The following is a 23403-nucleotide window of genomic DNA, read 5'->3' as shown; positions in this document are numbered from 1 at the left end:
CATCCTCTTTTTCTTTCTCCATCCTGGTGCAAATACTTCCGTATACAAAAGCCTTTTCTCTTTGACTCATATTAGCCAGAACAGAAGGCAGGATATGTAATCTTTGTAAAGCAAAGTGGGCCAGGTTAAATTCCTGCTCACCTTGCTTTATTCGTTTTTTACTTCTTCAATATCCTCATTAATATCTTCATTCAGTCCGCTCAATTCCTGGACCTCCTGTGCCAGGGTGGCGTACTCTCCCACTAATAACATTTTTTTAGTAAGTTTGATTCCCCTAGTACCCCATACCTTTTCTGTAATTCTGCATTAGCCAGATCCGGAAAAATAACAGCAGAAGCAGTCAGTGCCTGGACGTATTCTGTTCTGTCGAAAGTTTCATTCCCCTTTCTGTCTTTTTTAGAGAATTTTTTAATAAGTGCATTGTTTTCATCCTGAGTTATAGGTCTGATTATGAAAGGCACGGCCTTTCCATCTTCTCTGAACCTTTCAGAAACAACAACCTCTTTATTTTCTACCTGTATAGGATTTAAAAATGCGTTTAAAGAACTCATATATACCTCTCTTTCATCTTAAAAGGGAGCCTTTCAGCTCCCTCTGTAAATTATCTAAAATTTTCTGGTAAATCGAAAGTCCGCAAACATTCAATTGTATCAAACGTAATATCTGTATCAAAGGTAATTGGATCATCTGAACCATCATCAATCGATGCAGCAGGAATGGAATTAAGAATAACATTCCCAAGTACAACCTCTTGCCTGCCTACAGTAGACTGCGTATCTTCATTGTAAGTCTGAATGGTTATAGGTGGGTAGGTGCCATTTTTTAGATACGTTAAAGTCTGTTTTAGCATTTCGCTATTAGCAAAATACATCGTCATGCTTCCTGTGCCTTCTGCACCTGTAACTTTGTGCTGAGTCATCCTGGTACCCAACATCCGTTTTGAGGTTACTGTCAATTCAATTTGTGCAGTAATGGATGACAGCTCAAAGAGTTCTCTGTTTTTTCCGTTAATTGTGATATACGCTTTACCTTCATGGGAAGATAAAGTATCAGCTAATTTTGTATAAGTATCAGACATTTATAGACCTCCCTTCTTAAGCCAAATTAACTGTAATATAAATTTTTTCTGCGCTGTCAACAGGCTGGATATGACAATTAATCAATACCGCATCAGAATCAGCACCTGCGGAAACAGTTACATCATCAGCAGTAAAATTCTGAATTGCCGACAAACTTTGAAGGGTATTGAAATATTCAATCAAAGTTGCTCTTAATAATGATCTACCGTCAGCATTGTTATTTATCTTTCCAATGTAGCTGCTTTCAAAAATCTGCACTATGTCATTATTTATATTATCAATAGTACGAATCAGCCTGTTCTTCCGGAATAATTTGCTTTTTCCCGTAGAGTATGTGGTAAGTGAATTAATATCATAAACCACACTAACATTTTGAGCAGAATCTACTTTTAAAATAAACTTCCCTGCTGTAATAGCTGTTTCCATTTCTGTTTTAGTCATCCTCGGTACTGCGTCGATTGCTCCGGGATAAGACTGGCCTGTGTTCGATTTATTTATATTTGCCCCTGCTGTAATACCTGCCACCCATGCTGTTACTTGTGCTGCAGTGAGCGCCATGCCATTGGAGAGTTTAACTCCTTGTACCACATTAATTACTGACTCACTGTCTGCTGTGTGATCCGTAAGCACTGCCTGTAATTTTACGCCGTCATCATCTCTCATGGATTTAACCCATGTAACAATAGCTGCTTGGTTCGCATCTGTGTCATAAGGATAGCACAAAACATTAAATTCAATGGTCTTTAATGCAGCTAACGCTGCAGTAAGTACCTCTGCCGTATGCGCGGTGCCTAAATTATAAACTATAACAGTCTTAGCACCCTTTAAGGCTTCCGACGTAAGCAGTTTATCCGCTGCCGTAGCGCCTTCCGGCCACTGACTTGCGTCTGCAGATGTAATGGTATACATCTTACCTGCAGCACCTACACTCATTTCCTGTAACAATACAACTACGCCCCGATCACCCGGAGTAATGGATAAAGCCGTATTAGTTAAGAAGTTGACATAGGCACCAGGTAATATTTTATTTTGCGTTGTCCATGTTCCTGCCATTTTTCAACCTTCTTTCTATAGTTTTGTATTTGTTGTTTGAGACTTCATTACTATACCAGTCTCAGGAATCATTTCTGAATAATTAATATCAAAAGTAAAATGTAATACCTTGTCTGTAATTTTGGCCTGCTTATTAAGCACTCTATAACTGCCTATTAAATCAAACGCTCTAAACAGGTCTAATTGTACGTTTAGGCAATCTAAGTTTATTTTTGCAGTAGACTGTCCACTAAAATAGTCAATATTAAAAGATACGCAGCTTTTATACTTCTGATTGATTCTCTTTTCATAATCCTGGTTGATAAGTGAAATTAGAAAGGAAGGCATTTTAAAGTTTTGCGGTACATTTTCATCATAAACCGTGCTTAACGGATACAGTTCCACCAGTTTATCTGCTATGGCCTGTTTTATACTATTTACCATGCTTCTTATTCACCCTTTCCACTTCTTTTTCAAATTCATTTTTTAAAGTTTTTTCCACCAATCTTATTGCCCCTTCAAGTATAAATTTACCTTTAATAAACCCAATAGTTTCCCCAAGCTTATTTACTATTCGGTGTCCATCATTTACATAAGATGAGTAATCTGCAGTATTAATTAATTCTTTCTCTGCTCCTTGTTTGGACTTCCTTGCCGGTACAGCTCGCCAACTCTTTTGCATAAAACTCGTTGCAACAGGTGTGTTTTCCTTGGCGTTTCGTGCACCCACGTTAACTGATTTATCAAGCACCTTGACATCAATTTCCCTTATGTCCCCAAACATGCTTTGAAGTTCTGATCTGAACTTATTAATAGCTGCCTGGTTTCGCCCTTGGTTGCTGCTCACGCCTTTTCACTTCGCTTTACGTTAAATTCTTGATGGTTTGTATAGGGGAACCCTTCGCCAACTATCAAAGTAATTTTTTTACCGTTTCTTTGCGTTACGATAACCTTGTCGCCTTCTTTTATGTCAGTATTAATGCCGCAAAATAAAGTATAGGAATTAACCAAATTAGGTGCACCATCTTCTCCAACGTCATTTAATGAACCTTTGCTGTACTGGCATTTTACGTCAGTAGCCACGAGTATTTCATCACTTGAGGTAATATTATTTATTGTTTGTTCTTCCCACCGATAAACAGCCATCTTATCTTTCCATAGCCTTTCAAGTACACTCATGATTGAACCCTCCTAAAACGATGGAGTGCTTTTTTATCCACGTCAGATAAGCCGTAAACTGCATCTTTTGAAAAGTTCTGGTCCACATTATAGGTGATGTTTGTATCACCTTCCTTTATGGACTTTACATCAAATACGGTATCCGTACCATTCTCAGCCTCATAATTAATAATACCCTGCAGCTTTTTTCTTACGAAAGGCTCCAACTCAACCGGCAAATCAATTAATGCATACGCTTCCTCAGCTGTTATTCCCTGTCTTTCAGCAGTAATCTCAACTGGTATTTTAGGAAGATTACAATAATCCATCACATTTTGTAGTATATCTTTTATTGCTAGATCCCTGCTTGCATCCGTAATGTTTAAATTGGTTTTTACTTTTGAAATAAGTTTATCAATATGCACTTAATCAACTCCTTAAAAAAGGGTGCTGATTACTCAGTACCCTTAAATATTTATCCCAACTTATGCTTAATGGCAACAATTCTAAGCTGCTTTGGCTCATATACTGGATTCCAGTTTTCAGCCATTGCCAGCTCTGTTCTAAGAGGAGTTTCCACCTTAGTTCTTGTCTTGCCGGTATACGCGATTCCTCTTGGATGCAGTATAAACGCCTTTCTGTTAATCAAATAATCAATACCGCCACCGGTCTGTTTATCCCGGTCAAATTCAGTTGCAACATGTCCTACCGGGCTACCATTGCCAAGCGCAACAGCTCCGTTTCCAAAGAGATATGTAATATAATTTCCGTCACTGTCTACAGGGCATCCATCATCAACAGTAACTTTACGGTCCTGATATGATTCAAATTCAACACCAGTAGAATCTCTTTCTGTTGCAATTAAGTTCTTTTTCTTCAGATAGGTTTTAGTAGCACTATGCATTGCAACCCCGTCAACTGGGACTGTGCATCTCCCAAGAGCTGACACCCATCAATAAACGCACTCGCACTTATAATTTTAGCTGCTGCTGTGCCAGAAGCTGTCAAATCCAAAATATGATTTAACATAGGTGTCGTGGCGGAGCCACCACTTGGTGTATATGTACCGAATACACCTTTTAAAATTGCAATTAATTCTTTTTGCATATCTCTTGCCCAGAATCCTGCAACTAAATCACCAATTGCCTTCATTGGATCTGCACCGGCCAAGGCTGCAGCCAGATTAGATGATCCCCACATTTTCTGTCTTAAGATAGTAGTGGACACATCCTTATTTGAACCTATCTTAGACGGTGTCATCTTAACATCTTCTAATGTTGGCTCTGATTCTCCGTTCAGGTCCTCGAAGAATGGCATATTATGTGTTCTTGCTGCCTCGCTTGCCAGCTTATCAAATTCCTCATTGTTTGTGATGATTCCACTCTGAAATAAAGCGGAGAGTTCCATTGTTCGATTAATTACATACGGATTAAATAATTCGGGGACTATCACGTCCGCAATTTTTGTTTGTGCCATATAATTTCACCTTTTACCTTTCTTTAAATTGTTATACCGGCAGCTGCAGCCAATTCCTTGGCCTGTGCCGGATTAGATTTTAATAGCTTCCCCTGCTCTGTAAGATTAAAGGTATCTTTTGCAAAAGGATTTTTACCCTGATACCCATCACCACCTGCAGGATTATAATTTGTGTCAGCCTTGCCGGTTTTAAAAATCTGTGGAATTGACTCTTTATACGACTTGACGGTTTCCTCAAGGCCTATTGGATTTCCGTCCTTATCGAAATTAAACTTATCAACTCCACCATGCTTATAAATGAGGTAATCCGGATCAGTGACATCTATGCTCCTGAGTTTATCTTTCAAGGAATATTCTTTTCTACTCTTTTCAGAATCTACTCTAAGGTTCTTGATTGTTTCTTCATGCTCCTTAATGGTTTTCTGTAAAGTCTCGTTATCCCCGTTACTCTTCTTCAAGGTTTCAATTGTACCATTGGCTGTCTTAAGCTGTTCCTTAAGATTGTTATTGTCTGTTTCCATGGTAGAATATTTACCTTTACCGACATATTCACCGGTTCCTAGATCTGCAAGCTTAATCTGTTTCTCCTTATTCTCTGGTTTAACGTTATAGTCGTTTATAAGCTTTTCAAATTCAGCATACTTCTCGCCTAAAATTTCTTTTAAAAATTCCATATAATCCTTTCTACCACTTTGTTTTTATTTGCGGTGTCTCCGCTGTGGTGCAGAGTTTAAGCCTCTATCTGCAAGAGGGAATTAATAGTTTAAACGTCATTTCGGACATAAAATAAGACCAGAATACTGATCTTAAAATTATCATGTTAAAAAATACCAATTCTTTCTTACTCTCTTTAATAAAAGTGCTATTATATTAGTATTAACTTAAGTTGAAATTTAGTAAGAAAGGAGTTGATTTTATGTCCCTATAAAGCCAGGCCAAACAGCACCTAAATCCGGTCAATACGAAGTCGTTGGCCCAAGAGGCGGTCATACAGGTAAGGAAGTAACTATACCTAAAGGCCATACAGCGCCTCCTACACAAAAACCGGGACAATCTTATAATCTAGTAGATCCTACTAAAAATAAGTCCGGTAAATAACTTGATTGTTCCCCAATTATAACCTATAATTGGGGAACTACACCAAACATTTCAGGATTATCAACAATTACCATATACAAGCCTCTTGCAAGTGCATCTATAGTATTTTCATCATTTTCAATTTCTAAATCAAAATGTTTAGATACCCCGTGAAGTATTTCATGTAATAGTGTTTTACATTCTCCCTGCTTACTTTGCAAGCCAGGCGCAAGCCTAATCATAGTCTTATCGTAATCAATATGCCCATAAGCCAATGAAGTACCATTATTTAGACCTTCTTCGTATCTTACTTCATATTTAACTCCTCCTATGCGCACAATTTCTGGTATGTTCAAATTACTCCCCTCCTCAATTTTACATATAAAAATACCGCTAAGCATTTAGCTTATGCGGTACTTAATTATCGTGATATTTACAATTCCTACAAACCTTTTGCCAATTCTCAACCCTTTTAATAGTATTCGGCAGGACCGTATCCTTAATGACGTTTTCACACACGTCAACAATAGTAACACATTCTCCCATATCTATATCCTTATTAATTATTGGACATTTTATCATTACTCATCACCTCTAATAACTTTTTAAACTTTTCATCATATTCAATACTCTTATACGCAGTACTTACTTTTTTATCCTCTAAATTGATTACGCTGCAGCCATTTTCAGAAACGTAAACGCGGACCTTTCCATTCCATCTACTATAAGCCGCAATCGCATTGTCAATATATGATTGCGCCATTTTCTTTGTCACATTATGCTTTCTATCGGTATTGATATGTAAGTCAGAAAACTCAAAATCGGATAAGTCAATTCTGTTCAGTTCCTTAATAACTTGACCTTTAATTTTCAAATTTGCCGATTTTTCAACCAGTTTATTAAATCTGTTCGTTTTAGCAAAATTGTCTTTCAATACTTCCCATTGCGCAGTATTATTATACTTCAGGTTCTGGAACTCATCAAGTGATTTTGGAACGTCTGAGCCAAGAATACTTTTATACTTAGAGTGTAATTTTTTATCGCTGGTATAGTTTTTGGTTTTCTTCTCTGCCGATAGCATTTCCGGATTACTACCAATGTATTTATCGTGCCATTCTTTATAGGTCATATCTGCAGGGACTTTATAAACCTTTCCTTCTTCGTCTCGTGCTACCCTTGTACTTTTTGAATAATCAACATCCTCATAGCGTGGCGTTGTTGTAGTTCTACAAAATGCATGAAAAGGCGGATAGTTAATCCCGGTTACTGCTTCAGCTACCAGATATATACTGCCGTCTATCTCTCTGCACATGTCTGACGTTTTCATGTCCAGGGTAGCAAGATTTTGATACTTTTCTACACCACTTTCTTTATATGCTGCTAGGGTACCCTGTTCTATTATAAAACTGCCATCCGTGTGCAGCAATCTATATGCATCATATTCTCTGGATTGAAACTTCTTGGCAAACTCTCCCTTTAATGTAGCGGGGTTCTTGCCCTGTACAAGCATAGTAGTTATTGATTCGTTAAGCTGCTGTTGTAAAAAATCTTTCTGTTTCCAGAGCCTGTCAGAATAGTTTGCACCATTAAATGGGTAATTTATTAATGTTTCTACAGATATGGGTTCAACCTGTGCGAACTGAAAATGAAACCCAGTATACACATCTGTACTATACCAATTCTGGTAATAGGTATTGGTATATAGCTCTTTTAGCATACTTTTCCCATTATGCTCATAATCTACTGCATAGAGTTTTTGTAGCGTTGCATCAATCTGTTTTTTAAGAGCTTCATAACGTGTTATTCTGGCTTTTATGGACATGTTTGTAAGTTCCTGATCATATTCTCCCATAGTCTCATTAACACGCTCTATAAAGTCCTTTAATTCCCCTATTTCCTGTTTATCAAGCAGCGTTTGTGCTTTTGTAAAAGAAACTCCATTGTTATCTGCATACTTGGCATAAAAGAGATAAATCACCTGTTGTATTTCCTTATTCGCCTGTTCAAAAGACTTCTTAAGGCTCTGATAGTAATCATTAACAGTTTTTTCTCCTGATAGAAAAGTTTGCTCCTGGCGTTTTTGCCAGTAATCACTTGTTTGCTGCACCATCCATCACCTGCTTTTTATCATTGTGGTTTGTCTCAATATCCTTTTTATTCTGATTAATCATATCACTCTCAGGAATCTTATCTTCTTCCTCAATCTGTTGTATCTCTTTTTCCGGATCTTTAACCCAAGGATGATTTTTAACAATGGTTTTCTTAGATATAACACTCTGGCTCTTTTGTGCAATATCCGCAAGTTCCGTATCATTTGTAATTGCTGTCCTTGTCCATGTTTGAATGATAGATTTACACTCAACTCCGATATATTGACAGATAGCTCTAACAAACTCACCAAATGCAAGCCGAAATTCTGTCTCCATTAACCCAGCTTTTAATGACAGAAGAGAATACAAGTATTTCAATGCAACTCCAGAAGCATTACCAAAACTCTCCGGCTGTGGGTCAACCCCCTGCCCTTGTTCAAAAATTGCCTTTCTGGTTATTGTAAGTAGCTTTTCTCTGGCTTCCACCGGAATATTAATGGTTAGTGAAGAAACTCCAGAGCCGTCATCTCCATCTACTTTTATAGCCTTATACTTTTTTAGGTCCTGAATAAATTCTTTCAAGTCTGTGCCGCCATATCCGCTTAAAATAAAAATAATCTCCTGTATGTCTTCGAGATCATTTACAAATCCGCTGTATACTTTGTCATATGTGTCTATCAGGCTCTTGATGTTATCCAGATCACTGGTGCCAACATTGTTATTGAAGAATGGAATAAATGGTACTCTACCAAGGCCATGCTGGTATGTGTTGACCATTTCACCCGTCTGGGTATCTTCCACGAACTGATAAAACATTGAATAGGCCTGTAGCCCTTCATCTACCGTATCAGAAGTTTTTTTGCGGAATGCCTGGCAAACTGTATCATTCCAATATTCATAAATAGTATATTTATCTCCAGTTAATTCATCAACTTCATCATGTATCCTAAGCAGTCCAATTAGTTTTTTATTTAAATCTGTTGACCATATCGGTATAATTTGTTTTGAGTCAATCACGCCATACTCAAACTTTTTGTCACTATTTATCCAGTAATGTAACCAAGATACTGTACTGTTGGAAGCATTTATACAAAGATCTTTACATGTTTTAGCATATCTATCCCCTAACTCATCAACTATCTGCTTATTGGCTGTATTATTGCCAACATCAAATAGCGGTGGTGCTGTAAACATGTAAGCTGCCTTCTGATTGACTAGAAGGCTGTGAAAGTTAGAGGGTATTCGATTATCTGCATTTCGCAGCGGATTTTCCTCTTTATCTTCTTCTTTGCTCTTATCAGGAAATAAAATATCATTCTTATTTTTGTAATACCGCTCTGCAACTAATGATTTTATAATCATATCAGAGTGATGTGTTGCATATTTTTTAATCGTCTTTTTCATTACATCCAAATCCATGCTTTTTCTCACCTACCTTTCTACTTAAATATTGAAATACCATTGCCTTTATACAGAATGGTATAGCAAAAATACCTAACTGCATCCATAGCATGGTCATGCTGTTTAATCGGCTTATCTTCGCCACGTTCGCAAGCTTTTATGTCCCAGATATAAGAACTAAACTCCAGGATTGTATTGACGCATTCCGCAGAAAAACATATTTTTTCTTGATTTAACATAGAAGCTACAAACCGGATTCCATCTAACACATCATTACGTGCTTTCTTGATGCTGTATCCTCGTCTGCGAAGTTCTGTTATGAAGGACGCTGCACTAGGGTCAATGATTATTTTTGCTGGCTTAATATCTCCCAGGAAAGCTTTTAGATCATCAGCATACTCTGAATCAGTCTTTTGCTCTGCCTCATCCCTTCCGGAATAATAGTACTCTTTGGTACATACCCACTGCCCTTATTATTTTTACACCACAGTAAGAAAACCGTAGCGTTTTGGATACCATAGTCAATGCTGACATAGTAAATGTCTTTAAGCAGCCCTGTAACTGTATCAAGCACATGCTTTGCTTTATCAAACATATCATAGATAACACCTTCAGCAACTACCCATAAACCTAATATGTATCTTTGGAAGAATACACCCGAATACATTGCCCTGTAACGGGCTTTAATCTTCTCAGATAAGGACAGATTGTCGTCCATGGTGAAATGCAGATAAATAATATTCTTTTCGTCAATTTTATCAATCCAGTTTAATTTGAACCAGTGATATGGCCCATCCGGATTGCAGTTAAACCAGAACTTTGAACCTTCCACAGAGCAACGCCCTGTTGCCTGGTTAACAAAAGATTCCGGCATCAGTGCAACTTCATCAAAAAAGACCCCGGCCAGAGTAATACCCTGGATGAGGTCCTGAGAACGTTCATCCTTACCACCAAAGATATAAAAGTAATTTGTTACTCCCTTTCGAGTAACTTCAAGAAGATTATCCGCCCGATGTTCTTTCCATTTGTACCCTCTGGACCAGAGCATTAGCTTAAGTACCGTAAGCACATTTCTTCGGAATGAACCTATGGTCTTACCGCACATGGCAAAGTTCTGATCAGAAAAAGTGAACATGGCCCACATAATAAAAGACAGTGCCATTGACACCGTCTTTCCTGAACGAATTGCTCCGTCTGCTATTATTCCATCTTTATCATGTACGGGAGAATTAGGAAGCCACCAGGTGAGTATCTTAAGCTGCTTGTTTGAAAAAGGTTTGAACTTAAATATAGCTTTCTTTACTCTTGCCATACATCATCAACCTTTCCTGTAAGTGCTTCCATAAAGCCATCATCTTCACTACTGTTATTGTCCGGATCATCACCTTTAATCTTAGCAGTATTAGCTTTCAGATTCTCAATACGCTGCTTCTGTTCCTCTGTGGCCAGCTCCCAGTTCTTGTGCAGCAGTTCATCATATTGCTTCATCATGCCTTCAAGAGTTTTCATGGCTCTTGACTGTGCATTTAGGAAAGTTGCATGTTTATCCCAGGCCTGCTGTACTTCCCATTTTTCACTACTTCCTGTATCGCTGTATCCTTCACCAATTTTAGTTGTTGTTATATCATCCTGGTCCTTCACATACATAAGCTTCTGTGCTCTGATAATAGCTGTGTACTGCAGTTGAATATTGTCCCAGAGAATATCAAGCGGGTCCATCTTTTCTATGGACTTCATGATCTCAGCTGTCTCAGCCGGAAGCCACTTAGAAAAGAAGCCATGCTTCTCCGAATTTTTGTTTTCAGGGGGAGCCCCACCATTATTTCCAATTGCATTTTTATTGCCCTTTGGTGCACCGCTACGTTTGGAACGTTCCGTATTTTCTATTTGGAGCGTTCCATTCAATTGCTGTTCCCATTTATCTTTATTCTTCCAACCCCTAATAGTACCAGCTGATAGATTAAGAATTTCGGCAATGTAAACTAAATCAATATTTCCGTCATGTTCTTTGTATATCTCAAAAGCTTTATCTCTGTCAGGACTTCTTGCTTTCGGCATCACCTCACCTCGCTTAGTTGTGTTGTTTTGGCGTATTAAAAATCTTGCGTATATTTCTGCACCTCTTATCCATACTAAGTATTAAACTTCGGGAAGGAGGTGTCACGTATGAAGATTACTTTTGATATGGACATAACCGTCCATATACTAATCGTTATTATTATCCTTACAAGCCTTTTTAGATAATAATATAAGCACTAACTCTCTATAAAGGAAAGAAAGGAGGAGAACCAATTGACGGACAAATTGCGTTAGTTGGTTACACAAGTAAAATAAATAAAAAATATTTACATAAAATATCATGATCCAACCTGGTTCAATGCCAGTTCTTTTACTTATTAACCCCTGTCTAAAACCAGTTCTCCTTAAATCATAAAAAAAGAACCCTCGTTAGAAGGTCCCTTAAACTCTTATAAATATTTCATTCATTTTTAGGATTCTCTTTTGGTTTATCTAGTGCAGATTTAAACTTTTCTTTTTGTTCATCATACTTCTTAATATCATAATCATACGCTTTTACAATTAAAGAATAAATTTCTTTTACTGCATAAATAAAACACACAATTCCGACTAATAAATACCCTAACTCGCTTATACTCATAAATCCATGGATAAACTTTTCATGGCCTAATAAATTAATAAATATACAATCTAACCCAATAATGAATGACAATGAAAAAATGCTAGACATGCAAAATAATATCGCACTATTCATTATTTTTTTAGCTTTATTGCTTATAATTCCTGTATTTTTTAGTCTTCCTATCATCTCTTCAGAAGATATGCTTAATAATATTCCTAATACTGTAAATGAAAAGCCCGCAAAAACAGAACTTATTGTGAATAAATTAAATTTGTAATCATAGATATTTGTTATATCATATTTTTTTATAAAATTAAATTGAATATTAATCGCTTCAACTATAAAAAATATAGCTAGCAGTATAATATTTTTTAATACAAAGCGATTTTTCAATCATATCACTCCCTTTGAAATCTTCCCGTAATTGTTGTGATTAAATCTTTATTTTCTCTGAATACTGTAATTAAAGCTTTCTTATGTTGTTCAGTCATTTCTTCAATACTAAACGGCACATTTTCTCCTTCTTCTCTATAGTGGGTCTTTATTTCTATAGGATAACCAAAATTTTCGTCAAACAAATCAAATTCTCTTAATTTTACTTTATTGCTTTTGGCTTTTATTTTAGATTTCTTATATACTCCAGCGCAAGACTTTAGCAGATCTAATAATGATTGTGATTCTTTCGTGTTGTTGGTTATACTTTCTCTTGCTGGAGGCTTTATTGTTATAGAAGTCCTTAAATTTCTTTCATTTAAAGTACCTATAACTTCATCGTCATCCCACCCAAGAATATTTTTTAATACACCTGTATCTGGAAGCGGTACTTCTATTTCAACACTTGTAATTTCTGATTTTTCTCCGTTATATATACTATTGATAGCCTCTGCATTGGGAATTGCTGTTAATTGTATTTCAAACTTTCCTGCGAATTTATCGACAGCTTGTGATAAAGCCTTTTCTGTAAGTGCGCCTCGTGCGGATACAAAAGAAAATATGCCAGTTGCAAAATCTAGGCTTCCATAAGTATATTGTTCAATTCCATTTTCATCTTCGCTTTTTCCTGGTAAGACATCTCCCTGCTCATAAGTATCATATTCTCTTTTTATTAAAGTGTTGCTTGGTCTTTGCTTACTTAGACGTACAAACATCTTCATTGTATTATATTCAAATATATCCATAATAGAATGCATAGTAGTACTATCAGGGGTTAAATCTAAAGTCTTATAATTGCTATGATCCACAGCATTTTCATGGATAATTTGCTCAAATAAATTTCTGAGATTTCTATAATCTACTTCGTTTTTGCTTTCAAATAATTTAACTTCAAAAAAATATACTTTTCGAGTAGCCAATTATATCACATCCTTTCTTTTCCATATTATCCCAATATGCAACATGTTTCAACACTGTATACTCGACATAATACGACAAAAGAAATACCTGCCAGATACCCCAGCAGGTATAAAAGGTTGTGTGGTTACAAAAAAGGGGGACTCTTTGCATCTTTCACCAATATCATTAAAACATAAAAAGTTGTCCTCTGAGTACCCCTCTTAATTTTTTTTAAAACTTTAAAAACCAAATCCATATGGATCTTTGCCGAATTTTTCATCAATCTCTTTGACTTTCTTCTGATTATCTCTTTCAAGTTGCTTTTGTTCCATTACTTCTGCAATTTCAACGGCTAGCGTATCTCCATGCTTTTGACGGTACTCTTCTTTCTTCAGTCGTTCCTCTAAAATGGTATGCGGCAATTCTTCGGGGCTTAGATTGACTTCCCATGTTTCTATCCTAACAATTTCCCAACCTTTGCCCAACTTATATAAAATCTGCAAATCCCGCTTGGAATCTTTATATTTATTGTGCTGCTTCCCGTCAATTTCTAACACAGTATGTAAGTCTGGGAGAAGGAAGTCAACTCTAAAATTCAATATTCTGTACTGAACTTTTGCACGAATTTTGTTTGCAACCAGAATTATTGCTGTCAATGCTTCCTCAGTACTTGCAAAGGCTGTTGGATGGGCATCGGTGTAATTGCTTACTACCTTAATCGCGGGTTTATAAAATTCAATGGGATGTATATTGTCAGTGGAATCTTCAATGCGTTTAACAGCCCTCTCAATCATCATTTTATTTTTCAATCGCCAATATTCAACTTGATCGATGCTGACCTGTTTTGCTAATACAGCTGCACATTCTTCACAATAACTCCTTTTGTATAGCCATTTATCATCCGTTTCTTTTCCGCAATTCCAGCATTTCATACTTGTTTCTCCTTTTTAGTGTCTTGCACATGGGGTTATAGATCTCCTTTTTTTAAAATTATCTATAATATTATTATAGATTAAAATTTGTATCCTGTGGGCTCTTTTTTTAAATTTTGTGAGATAATAGCCAGTAAAAAAATCTGCGCCGATCATAGTACATCTTTCTTCCGCAAGGCATATTCAAATTCATTTTCAGATAATTATATGTTACTCTCTCCGTAGTCACCGCCTTTAAAATCCAGCTATACAGCTCCGGATCTGCTTCAATTGCTGTCTGCTCTATAATCTCACATTTTGTTCGCAAATCTGCCCGTCTGGATGCCAGGAAAGCGGTACTGTCGGAAGTGTTGCTGCCGTGTGGGAGGCCATCTGTTATAATGGCCCCACTGTATCTGTGTTATACTTAAGCTCTTCCTGCCAATCACTGTACTGCATGCAGAAATGATATAATTCTAGGAACCGATGCTTGCTTATGTTGTATTTGCTTTTATTTATCGGTCTTATATTTGCTATGTCAATCACCTCCCAGCTAATCCCTTACAGTATGTAACCTGTTGATATTTAAAATCATCAATATCCCGTTGCTTATTTTTCTCGGCTTGGACCATTGCCTGGTACTTGGCGTACCGCTTCCGGTATTCCTGATAGTTCTCACATTTATCCTGGCATGCCGGCTCCCGGGTACTGCACCCATTACATGGTGGCAATGGCTGCTTCATCGGCATACACTCCTCTGTATTTATCAGCTATCCTGTTATACTCAGTCACATCTGTGAGGTCAATAATCTCTCCGTGCTCCATCCTATCTTTTAGTTTGGATACTTTGTTTGAATACGCATTCATGTCCGCCTTAAAACTTAATTCTGCGTGTCTCTGAAATGCTGTAAAGGCTTCACAGGAAGCATTTACTGTACCATCAAACTTGTATGCCGGATCTATATCATCGTGTGCCTTAACTGTATCTATAGCTATATCCAGTGCCTTTATATCATCATGCCAAATACTGTCAGGTGCTTCCTCTGCCTTTGCAAAATCCTCACTATTTTCTTTAAGGTTTTCCAGTTGGCTGACAACTTTATCTTTGGTCATTTTACCTGCTACCATATCCTGTACTGCAGCTTCAAATTTAGGATTAATAGTTGCTGGCTTTTTCTTCAGTGACTCATCTATGTAGATCTTAACTTCCGGAAGATCTCTTTTCATTAATCCTGATTTACCAGACATGTAATCTTCTTTGGTAATTATCTCGGAATTTCTCTTGCCTCCTGTATTGGTCACCGTAAAGCAGGTTACCCCAATATCTGTTACTCTGTACCAGCTGCCATTCCTGGTTACTGTGTCATACAGTTTTAAATCAAACTCTGTAGCCTTTTTCGTAACAATTTCTAATGCTCCGTAGTTCTGTCTAAGCTTATCTATGTGTTTTCCAACCCTTGTCTGGCTTCCAGTTGGGACGTTCAGTTTCTCAAAGATTTCTTTATTGTTCAGTCCCTTTTCAATTAAATCAATATAAGTCTCATCCGTATACTTTTTCTTTGCCATGATTTCATCCTCCTCATTCTCAATTGAACTTTTCAGTTCTTCAGTAAGTGCAACCACATCAATACCTCTTGCGCTTGCATCAAATGTAATTTCATCTATGATCTTTTTTAATTTTTCAAACTCCGTCAGGCCCCATCCGAACGCTTTGGCTGTTGCCGTCTGAAACAATAAATCAGATAACCCCAGGTAATCATCCTTTCCCTGGCAGTATCCTTTTTCTATACCTTTGCTGTATCCTTCCCGATAGGATTCTTCCATCAGCATGAAGCTCCTACCAGGTTTAATCCCTTTAGCTTTTCCCGCCTTGATTCCTTTTCCCATAGTTTTACCTCTGAATGTCCTAGTTTGTCTGTGTTGGCGGTTCTGCGTTATCTACATACGCCTTACACGTTATACATTTATCTATCAACTCTTCTGTTGACATTTCCATAAGTCCGTAACAGAATTTCCTGTTATCTTCCATACCGTACTCATGTGTTGAAATTTTTGCTATTTTGCAATCATCATCAAGTGACTTTCCCCTTAGTTCAGATCGTTCTCTAAGATTTTTCATGTTATTACCTCCGTAAAACTCTACTTCTGCAACCTTTTTCAGTTGCTTTTAAGAATGCAACCGATTATGGTTGTCCACCTCGCTTTTATATTTATCTATTCTTGCTTTTAAACTCTGCATTAACGATTCCTGAGTTGCACTCTTATCTTCAAGTGCCGTTATAACATCCTCATCTCTGCCACCTTCAACAACAAGATGGTGTATAATAACTTTCTCTTTCTGCCCCTGACGATGTAGTCTTGCGTTGGCCTGCTGATAAAGTTCTAATGACCAATTAAGGCCGAACCATATTACGTGATTTCCACCTTCCTGAAGATTAAGTCCATAAGCTGCGCTTGCTGGATGCGCAAGAAGAATATCAATCTGCCTGCTATTCCAATCGTCTGCATCTTGTGGAGTTTTTAGTTCCCTAACTTCAAGACCCATTTTGGCTGTAGCTTTCAGGATTCTCTGTTTATCGTGTTGAAAGTTATAAAACACAAGCGCCGGCTGGCCATTTAAAGCTTCCACCAGTTCTGTAAATGCTTCAAGCTTGCAGTTATGGATTTCTACTACTTCCCTATTTTCGTCATATACTGCCCCGTTACATAGCTGTAAAAGCTTATTTGTAAGCACTGCTGCTGAACCCGCATCAATGGTATTCTCATCGACAGTAAGCAGCATTTCTCTTTCCAGTTTCTCGTAAGCCTTTATGGCTTTATCATTAAGAACTACTGGAACAGTTACTGATAAACAGTCAGGCAGCTGTAAATAATCTTCCGCTTTCATGGAAACGCATATGTCTGAAATAGCTGCCTTTATTGCTTCCTCTGCTCCCGGTTTTGGTGCGTAACTGAAAACATGCTCCCTGTCTCTCTGATCAGGCTCAAAATACCTTTCACGATAATGGGTTATCTTTTTCCCAAGGCGCTCTCCTTTATCAAGAAGATACACCTGGGACCATAGATCCAGGAGTCCGTTTGGTGCTGGTGTACCAGTAAGACCTACAAATCTGTATATCTTATCTCTTACCCAGGTAAGGCTCTTAAATCTTTTCGCCTGGTGGCTTTTAAAGCTGGAAAACTCATCTACAATAACCATATCAAACGGCCACGCATTCCGGTAATATTCGACTAACCACGGTACGTTTTCCCGATTTATAACGTATATATCAGCAGGTGTATTTAATGCTCTGATTCTTTTACTTTGGCTTCCCAGTACCGTAATGACTCTTAGTAACTGTAAATGGTCCCATTTAGAAGCTTCTTTCCCCCATGTGGCTTCAGCTACCTTCTTCGGGGCTACTACAAGTATTTTACTAACTTCGAATCGGTTATACTTAAGGTCATTAATCGCAGTAAGAGTAATCACTGTTTTGCCAAGTCCCATATCAAGGAACAACCCTAAAGCTTTATCCGAAAGCATTCTGTTTATGCAATACCTTTGATACTCATGCGGTATAAACTTCATTCCGCCATCACCTCTTGGCAACAGGAAATAAACCGGTCTACATCGTCCTTACTGTATGCCACAATCACATCGCAGCCTAGCTTTTTAAGCTCCCTAATCTTGTTCTTCTGTAGGCTGGATAATCTGCCTGTCTCATTTTTCAGCTCTACAAAACAAATCTTCCCTTCCGGTAGCACCACAAGCCTATCTGGTACGCCTGCATTGCCCGGTGATTCAAATTTGTACGCCTTGCCCCCAAGTTCTTCACTCTTTGTCTCAAATATTCCTCTATTACTTTTTCTTTCATACTATTTCTCCTTTGGCACAGTTATTGCTACGCGCATACGCGTACACGTGCGTATCTTTTTACGCGTGTAGGCACGTCAGGCGCGCGTATATATGCCTATTTACCTATTTATTATTTATATAGATATATAATGTTGACAATGTTGACATATATAAATAAGTGTTTGTTTTTCAATCTTTTAACTGTAGACATTCTTGTCAACAATCTAATTTTTAATGTTGACAACGTTGACAAGAGAATGTTGACAAAATAAGTACTTTTTTAGAATGTTGACATTAGAATGTTGACAGTTTAATGTATCCTCTTTGGAATCCGTAAGGCCCAAACCTCCCATTTGTTTTTTGCTTGCTCCAGCCGGGTATAGTTGATAATATTTCATTGATTTCTCTGGTATCAGATTTCTTCATGAATTTAGCCTCCCCGTTAAAACATTCGCACCATATCTCTACTGCGCATATTTTATCTCTTGGCATCGTCTCGCCTCCGGTCCGATTAAATTCGCCACTCCAATAAAGTCGTCGTTCGCTGATATTTCTTCTATCCCAATCAGGAGGAATCTGTCTTTCTAGGAACTCAATTATAAGGCCTTCCTTACTGTTGCACTCTCTGTGTTCTTCCTGTTGCTTCATAGCTTCCTGTTCTACTTCTCCGGACATGTATAAGGGTTCTCCAAGTCTCCATACGGTAAAAGCTTCAGCCCATATCTGTTCTACTTCATCTTCAAGCTGGCTAAACACACTTTTGGTCGGCTCGTTAATTCCTACATCCACTGGCCAGAATCTTCTGTTTCCCGTTTTATCCCTTAAGAACTCACTGTCATTTGTAGTTCCGAAGAAAACGCATCTACGTGGAAAACTGGAAGTCCTGCGGCCATATGCTTCTCTGTATATATCCACTGTCTTAGATAGAAACTGCTTTACCGAATTGGTCTCTGATTTAGTAAGTCCATTCAGTTCACCTATTTCATTGATCCAGGTTCCCTGCACCATTTCTGAGGCTTCTTTACCTTCAAAAGTCTGCAAACTGTCAGAATACCAGCGTTTCCCTAAAAGTCGTAAGAATGTGCTTTTGCCAAGTCCCTGGGGTCCGGAAAAAATAGGCATATAGTCATATTTGATTCCGGGCACAATTACCCTGGCCACAGCTGCAGCTAAACTTTTTCTTATTACTGCTCTGGTATATTTATTATCTTCCGCCCCTAAGTAGTCTGAAAGCAAAGTGTCTAGGCGCTTAACTCCATCCCACTCAAGTTTGTTTAAATAGTCCTTTACGTCATTAATGGTATTCTTGTGTGCTACCAGTGCAGTCGCATCAAGCAGCTTCTCCTTACCCGTTATCCGGTATACTTTTTCTATGTAATGTCTGAGACCAGCATCATCTACATCCGTCCATTGCCGTCTTTCCTCTCTCTTGTCCCAGGGTAAGTTTCCTAATACCAGCCCCCTGTTTGCAAACTCATCAAAAGCAAGCTTTTCTTTAAGCAGAGGGTCATTCTCCAGTATGATAATGATATTATCGATTGTTTTATCCGGATTTCCTGACTGGGGTGCTACTGATAGAAGCTTAATCCAATTCTCCGTCTCTTTTGGAATCTGGCCGAAACTTTCTACAGCGTTATCATATCTTTCAGCATTAAGCAGCGCTGTTACATTTATATCAGAAACTGCAAATTGACACATAGCTGTGTAAGAAGGCAGTTTGTTTGTAGGAGTATCTGGTTTAGCTTCCTCGTCAAGTTCACCGAATTTATGAAGCCTTACCAAATCAAAAGCATTGCATAACCTTCCTCCTGCTGGGTCCGTAGCATGATGTGAGTAAATGAATTTACCGTTTTCATATATAACCGCTCCTCCCGTGGTAGATCCTCCGGTAAATGTAAATCGTTCCCCAATATCGCAGGGTTCATAGGTCCCTGGAATGAGTTCATCAATTACTTTGTATACATCGTATATCTTACAGAATGCCCCTACTACACCGTTCTTTTCTGTTGGATCTCCCTGTTTTTGTAGGAGCCTTTGGGTGCTTTGCAGTGTACCTGGTACCTGCGGCCACTCGGACATATTATGCCAGTCTCCATACATTGAGAGCACTCCATCAGCTGACAGCATGGGTTTATCACTGCAGGTGAAAAGGTATTTGCTGTCAGCACAGCAGCTTGGCCAATACATTAAACGTGATGCTTGGAATGTGGAAGGGTCGCATAGTTCTATGCCTATAATCCCTGCTATTTTTCTTGCTATTGGTTCATATTCATCAACTGTGACCGTCCTGTCAATTGGTAGTAGTATTCGAAGTCTTGGCCTAACTGGTTCATGTTTTCTAGTACTATAGATTGCATATCCGCACCCCAGCGATTCTATTCTGCATATAACATCATTAGTTGCCTCAGAAGGAATGTTATCAAGGTCAAGGGTAATTAAATCTCTCCCTGTTATATTAGCTGCTTTTCTCTGACCCTGTACCTGACCTCCTACAAATCCGCCAACATCTTTTAATTCATCCTGCTTTGATTTGGGCAGAGCAAGATAGGCTTCCAGTTTTTCTGTTCCTCTTACAGGTATTTTTAGTTTGTCTACAAATTCGCTCCACCACAGAGTCTGCTGTGGCCATGAAACTGATTTTCTGTTCCCTGCTGAGCTTATTTTAATTTGACGGTCATAATTCATAGCCGATTACTCCTTCTTATAGTAGTTTGTGGTAAATCCCTCTGCTTTTAAAATCAATCCCGGCGCCCATGGAATAGGTTCTCCCATGACTTGACACATGTTATCTATGTCAGCGTCTAAGTCATCGCATATCACTTCATCGTGAATGTGAAAAACCGGATGGTATCCCGCCTGAGAAAGTCTGGCGATACTTACCATGAGGCAGTCCCTTGCAATCGCCTGTACAATATTTTCAACAAGCTTTCCTCCGTAAGTATCCACCACCGTCCATTTTTTTGTCTGCTGATCCATGCCATAATAATGGATACTATCATTCCCCCATTGGTTAGGAGATAAGAAAGGTTTTACATAGAACAGCTTTCTTCCTGATGGCAGCATTACTGTTAAAAAGTCCTGACCTGTCCTGTAGTCCGCTTCTCTTGCGAAAATCAAATTTTTAACTCCCGCAGGCTGCCCGCTTTTCATTACTGAAATAGCCGCATTCTCAACTGCATACCAAAGGTCAACAATCCGTTTATTGGAACTTCTCCACCTTCTGACAATGTCCGGTAATTCTTCTTCTCCCAGTCCCATCTTCAGAGCCCCCATAGTAATTAATGCTCCGGAAGCACCCTGGTAACCAAGAGCAAGCTCCGCAATCTTTCCTTTCTGCCTTAGGGCGTATTCCGGATTGCCCTTTTTTATCTTCTCGATAGGTATACCAAACATTGCAGATGCGGAAGCCTCGTATATTTTTCCATGGGTAGCGAATACATCCAGTCTCCATTGCTCACCTGCTAACCAGGCAATAACCCTGGCTTCGATAGCTGAGAAGTCTGCTACATAAAATGTTTTGCCCTCTGCAGGTATAAAGGCTGTTCTTATCAGCTGTGAAAGCGTATCAGGGATATTCCCAAAGATAATTTTTAAATCTTCTAGCCGTTTTTTTCTTACAAGCTCCCTGGCCAGACCCAGCATATTATCATCCATGGAATTTCGGGGTAGATTCTGCACCTGCACCAATCTGCCGGCCCATCTTCCGGTCCTGTTCGCTCCGTAAAACTGTAACAACCCTCTTGCCCTTTCATCGGCACACATGGCCGTATCCATGGCAGTATATTTTTTTACCGAAGTCTTAGAAAGTTCCTGTCTTATTTCAAGCATGCGTCTTGCTGAATCGCTTTCTGTATCCTTTATTAAATCTTTTACGGTTTCCTTTCTCAGATTGTCTACTTCTTCCCCAGTTTCAACTTCAAGCCATTTAGTCAGTTGTTGTACACTTTTAGGATTATCCAGGCCAGATATTTCTACAGCCTCGGCCATTAGCTCCTGCGTAATCATTTCGCTGCACCTTAAGGCCCCGTCAATTAATTCTTTATCAAGGGCCACGCCCCTAGCATTAATAATCTGATCAAGCACCCATTCACTTTGCACTTCTTCTGGCACAGGGAAAGCTGAAAGGCGTTTCTCAATTTCCATTTCTGTCACTACGTCCTGAATGCAGTACTCTTTAAAAAGGTTCCACTTTTCAGGCTCATGTGCTGGCCAGTTTCTTTTTCTTCCACCGTTTGACTTTGTCGGTTTACAGGGAGTACAGAATAATTTTATCAGGGCTTTTCCTGTTGTAAGCTTTCTCTTGTCCTTTGGTAGTCCTAGTGCTTCACCTGTGGCTGCCAGTCCTGCTGTATATCCGCAATAAAGGCCGTGCAGCATAGTGCATTTCCATTGTTCAAGCGGTGAATTTCCATACTTATTTAGGCAGTACCACTCAAACGCTGCATTGTATGCATGCTTAATTACATTTGGATCCGCAAGTGCAAAGAGTACTTTCGGCGGAAATGTTTCTCCGCAAGCAAGATCGATAATCTTTACCGGCTCACCGTCAAAACTATAGGCAAATAGCAGTATCATAAAATCAGGGGACTGTACATACTTGTACAATCCCGCTTTTGTTATATCTACACTGCTGAAAGTTTCTATATCAACTGACATGTGCCTCATATTCCCATAACTCCTCCTGGAGCAATTGGCAATCCGGTTACTGGATCAATCTGCATTGCCGGCTGTTGAATCGGTGTTACTGGCTGCTGATATGTAGGCTGCATTGGTTGAACTGGGTGGCTGTAAGTCTGCGCGGGTTGTCCATAACTTTGAACTGGCTGCGCAACATTAGCACCGCCAAAAGCGGCCTCCGCAGAGATACCACCTCCTAAAGGCTCTCCATCCGAAACCTTCTGTACTGGTCCAAGTCCACAACCTATCCCCTTCTTTCCATTGCTGTTATATGGGAAGAACTGTACAGATACTCTGGCAAACATGCCGCTGTATACCTCACTTTGGTTTAGGATAGGCTGAATATTCATATCCACTACTGAAATCGGCTGCTTACTTGAAGCCGTAAATACCCAGTGCCCCTTGCATTCTGCCCCAAAAGGCATGCCATCACTCGGTCTGACACCGTCCCCGTCGTATACTGGTATTGCTAAAATAGGAGGTCTCTGTCCGCCCCACTTTTCAGAAATACCTGACTGAATAGCTGCATTGATTGCTTCATCAATTCTCTGTTTTGTAGCAATATCTGATTTTGGTACTAAAATAGTAGTGCTGTATTTTGGCTCCTGCCCTGGCTGATGTGCATAAGCCTGAAATAGGTGAGCATAGCTCAGACGAACTGTTCCTGTTGTTACTTGTGTTAAATTTGCCATAA

27 protein-coding genes and 1 pseudogene are annotated in these 23403 nt (G+C 38.7%); all 28 read right to left on the bottom strand.

Going from position 1 to position 23403, the window contains the following annotated elements:
- Window positions 1-147: 147 nt before the first annotated feature.
- Window positions 148-551 (bottom strand): annotated as a pseudogene (locus Ami3637_RS11260) (phage tail assembly chaperone).
- Window positions 552-601: 50 nt separating this feature from the next.
- Window positions 602-1078 carry a phage tail tube protein gene (locus Ami3637_RS11255; protein WP_162362667.1) on the bottom strand — a complete coding sequence of 159 codons (477 nt, stop codon included), beginning with the start codon at window positions 1076-1078 and terminating at the stop codon, window positions 602-604.
- 16 nt (window positions 1079-1094) lie between these two features.
- The gene (locus Ami3637_RS11250) at window positions 1095-2132 is read right to left on the bottom strand and encodes a phage tail sheath C-terminal domain-containing protein (RefSeq protein WP_162362666.1); all 1038 of its coding nucleotides are present in this window, start codon (window positions 2130-2132) and stop codon (window positions 1095-1097) included.
- Window positions 2133-2147: 15 nt separating this feature from the next.
- A complete protein-coding gene (locus Ami3637_RS11245) occupies window positions 2148-2555 on the bottom strand; it encodes a phage tail terminator family protein (protein ID WP_162362665.1) in 408 nt (135 codons plus the stop codon).
- Window positions 2545-2958 (bottom strand): HK97 gp10 family phage protein, encoded by a 414-nt coding sequence (locus Ami3637_RS11240; protein WP_162362664.1) that lies wholly within the window; start codon window positions 2956-2958, stop codon window positions 2545-2547. Before Ami3637_RS11240 ends, Ami3637_RS11245 begins: the two co-directional genes overlap by 11 nt.
- Entirely contained in the window at window positions 2955-3290 is a 336-nt protein-coding gene (locus Ami3637_RS11235) for a hypothetical protein (protein WP_162362663.1), read from the bottom strand. The genes Ami3637_RS11240 and Ami3637_RS11235 overlap by 4 nt, the downstream gene beginning before the upstream one ends.
- The gene (locus tag Ami3637_RS11230) at window positions 3287-3694 is read right to left on the bottom strand and encodes a head-tail connector protein (RefSeq protein ID WP_162362662.1); all 408 of its coding nucleotides are present in this window, start codon (window positions 3692-3694) and stop codon (window positions 3287-3289) included. The genes Ami3637_RS11235 and Ami3637_RS11230 overlap by 4 nt, the downstream gene beginning before the upstream one ends.
- A gap of 50 nt (window positions 3695-3744) precedes the next feature.
- A complete protein-coding gene (locus Ami3637_RS18655) occupies window positions 3745-4173 on the bottom strand; it encodes a hypothetical protein (protein ID WP_330586619.1) in 429 nt (142 codons plus the stop codon).
- The gene (locus Ami3637_RS18650) at window positions 4146-4721 is read right to left on the bottom strand and encodes a hypothetical protein (RefSeq protein ID WP_330586618.1); all 576 of its coding nucleotides are present in this window, start codon (window positions 4719-4721) and stop codon (window positions 4146-4148) included. The genes Ami3637_RS18655 and Ami3637_RS18650 overlap by 28 nt, the downstream gene beginning before the upstream one ends.
- Before the next feature lie 47 nt (window positions 4722-4768).
- Window positions 4769-5419, bottom strand: coding sequence for a phage scaffolding protein (locus Ami3637_RS11220; RefSeq protein WP_162362661.1), 651 nt, complete (start codon window positions 5417-5419; stop codon window positions 4769-4771).
- Window positions 5420-5866: 447 nt separating this feature from the next.
- Window positions 5867-6178, bottom strand: a complete 312-nt coding sequence (locus tag Ami3637_RS11215) for a hypothetical protein (RefSeq protein WP_162362660.1) — start codon at window positions 6176-6178, stop codon at window positions 5867-5869.
- A 203-nt stretch (window positions 6179-6381) separates the two neighbouring features.
- Window positions 6382-7932, bottom strand: coding sequence for a minor capsid protein (locus Ami3637_RS11210; RefSeq protein ID WP_162362659.1), 1551 nt, complete (start codon window positions 7930-7932; stop codon window positions 6382-6384).
- Window positions 7913-9331, bottom strand: a complete 1419-nt coding sequence (locus Ami3637_RS11205) for a phage portal protein (RefSeq protein ID WP_162362658.1) — start codon at window positions 9329-9331, stop codon at window positions 7913-7915. The genes Ami3637_RS11210 and Ami3637_RS11205 overlap by 20 nt, the downstream gene beginning before the upstream one ends.
- A gap of 20 nt (window positions 9332-9351) precedes the next feature.
- Complete coding sequence (locus Ami3637_RS18645; protein WP_330586936.1) at window positions 9352-9678, bottom strand: hypothetical protein; 327 nt, start codon at window positions 9676-9678, stop codon at window positions 9352-9354.
- A 17-nt stretch (window positions 9679-9695) separates the two neighbouring features.
- Window positions 9696-10625: a PBSX family phage terminase large subunit gene (locus Ami3637_RS11200; protein ID WP_330586617.1), complete on the bottom strand. Its 930-nt coding sequence runs from the start codon at window positions 10623-10625 to the stop codon at window positions 9696-9698.
- Window positions 10613-11371: a phage terminase small subunit gene (gene terS, locus Ami3637_RS11195; RefSeq protein WP_162362657.1), complete on the bottom strand. Its 759-nt coding sequence runs from the start codon at window positions 11369-11371 to the stop codon at window positions 10613-10615. Before terS ends, Ami3637_RS11200 begins: the two co-directional genes overlap by 13 nt.
- A 421-nt stretch (window positions 11372-11792) precedes the next feature.
- Window positions 11793-12347, bottom strand: a complete 555-nt coding sequence (locus Ami3637_RS11190) for a hypothetical protein (RefSeq protein ID WP_162362656.1) — start codon at window positions 12345-12347, stop codon at window positions 11793-11795.
- 5 nt (window positions 12348-12352) lie between these two features.
- Complete coding sequence (locus Ami3637_RS11185) at window positions 12353-13306, bottom strand: hypothetical protein (protein ID WP_162362655.1); 954 nt, start codon at window positions 13304-13306, stop codon at window positions 12353-12355.
- A 219-nt stretch (window positions 13307-13525) separates the two neighbouring features.
- A complete protein-coding gene (locus tag Ami3637_RS11180; RefSeq protein WP_162362654.1) occupies window positions 13526-14218 on the bottom strand; it encodes a DUF559 domain-containing protein in 693 nt (230 codons plus the stop codon).
- Window positions 14219-14327: 109 nt separating this feature from the next.
- Window positions 14328-14525 carry a hypothetical protein gene (locus tag Ami3637_RS17520; protein WP_243157991.1) on the bottom strand — a complete coding sequence of 66 codons (198 nt, stop codon included), beginning with the start codon at window positions 14523-14525 and terminating at the stop codon, window positions 14328-14330.
- Between the two features lie 214 nt (window positions 14526-14739).
- Window positions 14740-14940, bottom strand: a complete 201-nt coding sequence (locus tag Ami3637_RS11170; RefSeq protein WP_162362653.1) for a hypothetical protein — start codon at window positions 14938-14940, stop codon at window positions 14740-14742.
- Entirely contained in the window at window positions 14915-16084 is a 1170-nt protein-coding gene (locus Ami3637_RS11165) for a hypothetical protein (protein ID WP_162362652.1), read from the bottom strand. The genes Ami3637_RS11170 and Ami3637_RS11165 overlap by 26 nt, the downstream gene beginning before the upstream one ends.
- Before the next feature lie 19 nt (window positions 16085-16103).
- Window positions 16104-16316, bottom strand: a complete 213-nt coding sequence (locus Ami3637_RS11160; protein ID WP_162362651.1) for a hypothetical protein — start codon at window positions 16314-16316, stop codon at window positions 16104-16106.
- A 48-nt stretch (window positions 16317-16364) separates the two neighbouring features.
- Window positions 16365-17765, bottom strand: coding sequence for a DEAD/DEAH box helicase (locus Ami3637_RS11155; protein ID WP_162362650.1), 1401 nt, complete (start codon window positions 17763-17765; stop codon window positions 16365-16367).
- Window positions 17762-17941, bottom strand: coding sequence for a VRR-NUC domain-containing protein (locus tag Ami3637_RS11150; protein ID WP_243157990.1), 180 nt, complete (start codon window positions 17939-17941; stop codon window positions 17762-17764). The genes Ami3637_RS11155 and Ami3637_RS11150 overlap by 4 nt, the downstream gene beginning before the upstream one ends.
- 385 nt (window positions 17942-18326) lie before the next feature.
- A complete protein-coding gene (locus Ami3637_RS11145; RefSeq protein ID WP_162362649.1) occupies window positions 18327-20717 on the bottom strand; it encodes a virulence-associated E family protein in 2391 nt (796 codons plus the stop codon).
- Window positions 20718-20723: 6 nt separating this feature from the next.
- Window positions 20724-22697, bottom strand: a complete 1974-nt coding sequence (locus Ami3637_RS11140) for a DNA polymerase (RefSeq protein ID WP_162362648.1) — start codon at window positions 22695-22697, stop codon at window positions 20724-20726.
- Window positions 22694-23401 (bottom strand): DUF2815 family protein, encoded by a 708-nt coding sequence (locus Ami3637_RS11135; protein WP_162362647.1) that lies wholly within the window; start codon window positions 23399-23401, stop codon window positions 22694-22696. The genes Ami3637_RS11140 and Ami3637_RS11135 overlap by 4 nt, the downstream gene beginning before the upstream one ends.
- Between the last annotated feature and the right edge of the window lie 2 nt (window positions 23402-23403).

The sequence above is a fragment of the Aminipila terrae genome, from assembly GCF_010120715.1.
Lineage (GTDB): Bacteria > Bacillota > Clostridia > Peptostreptococcales > Anaerovoracaceae > Aminipila > Aminipila terrae.
This window is presented reverse-complemented; position numbering and strand designations above follow the sequence as displayed.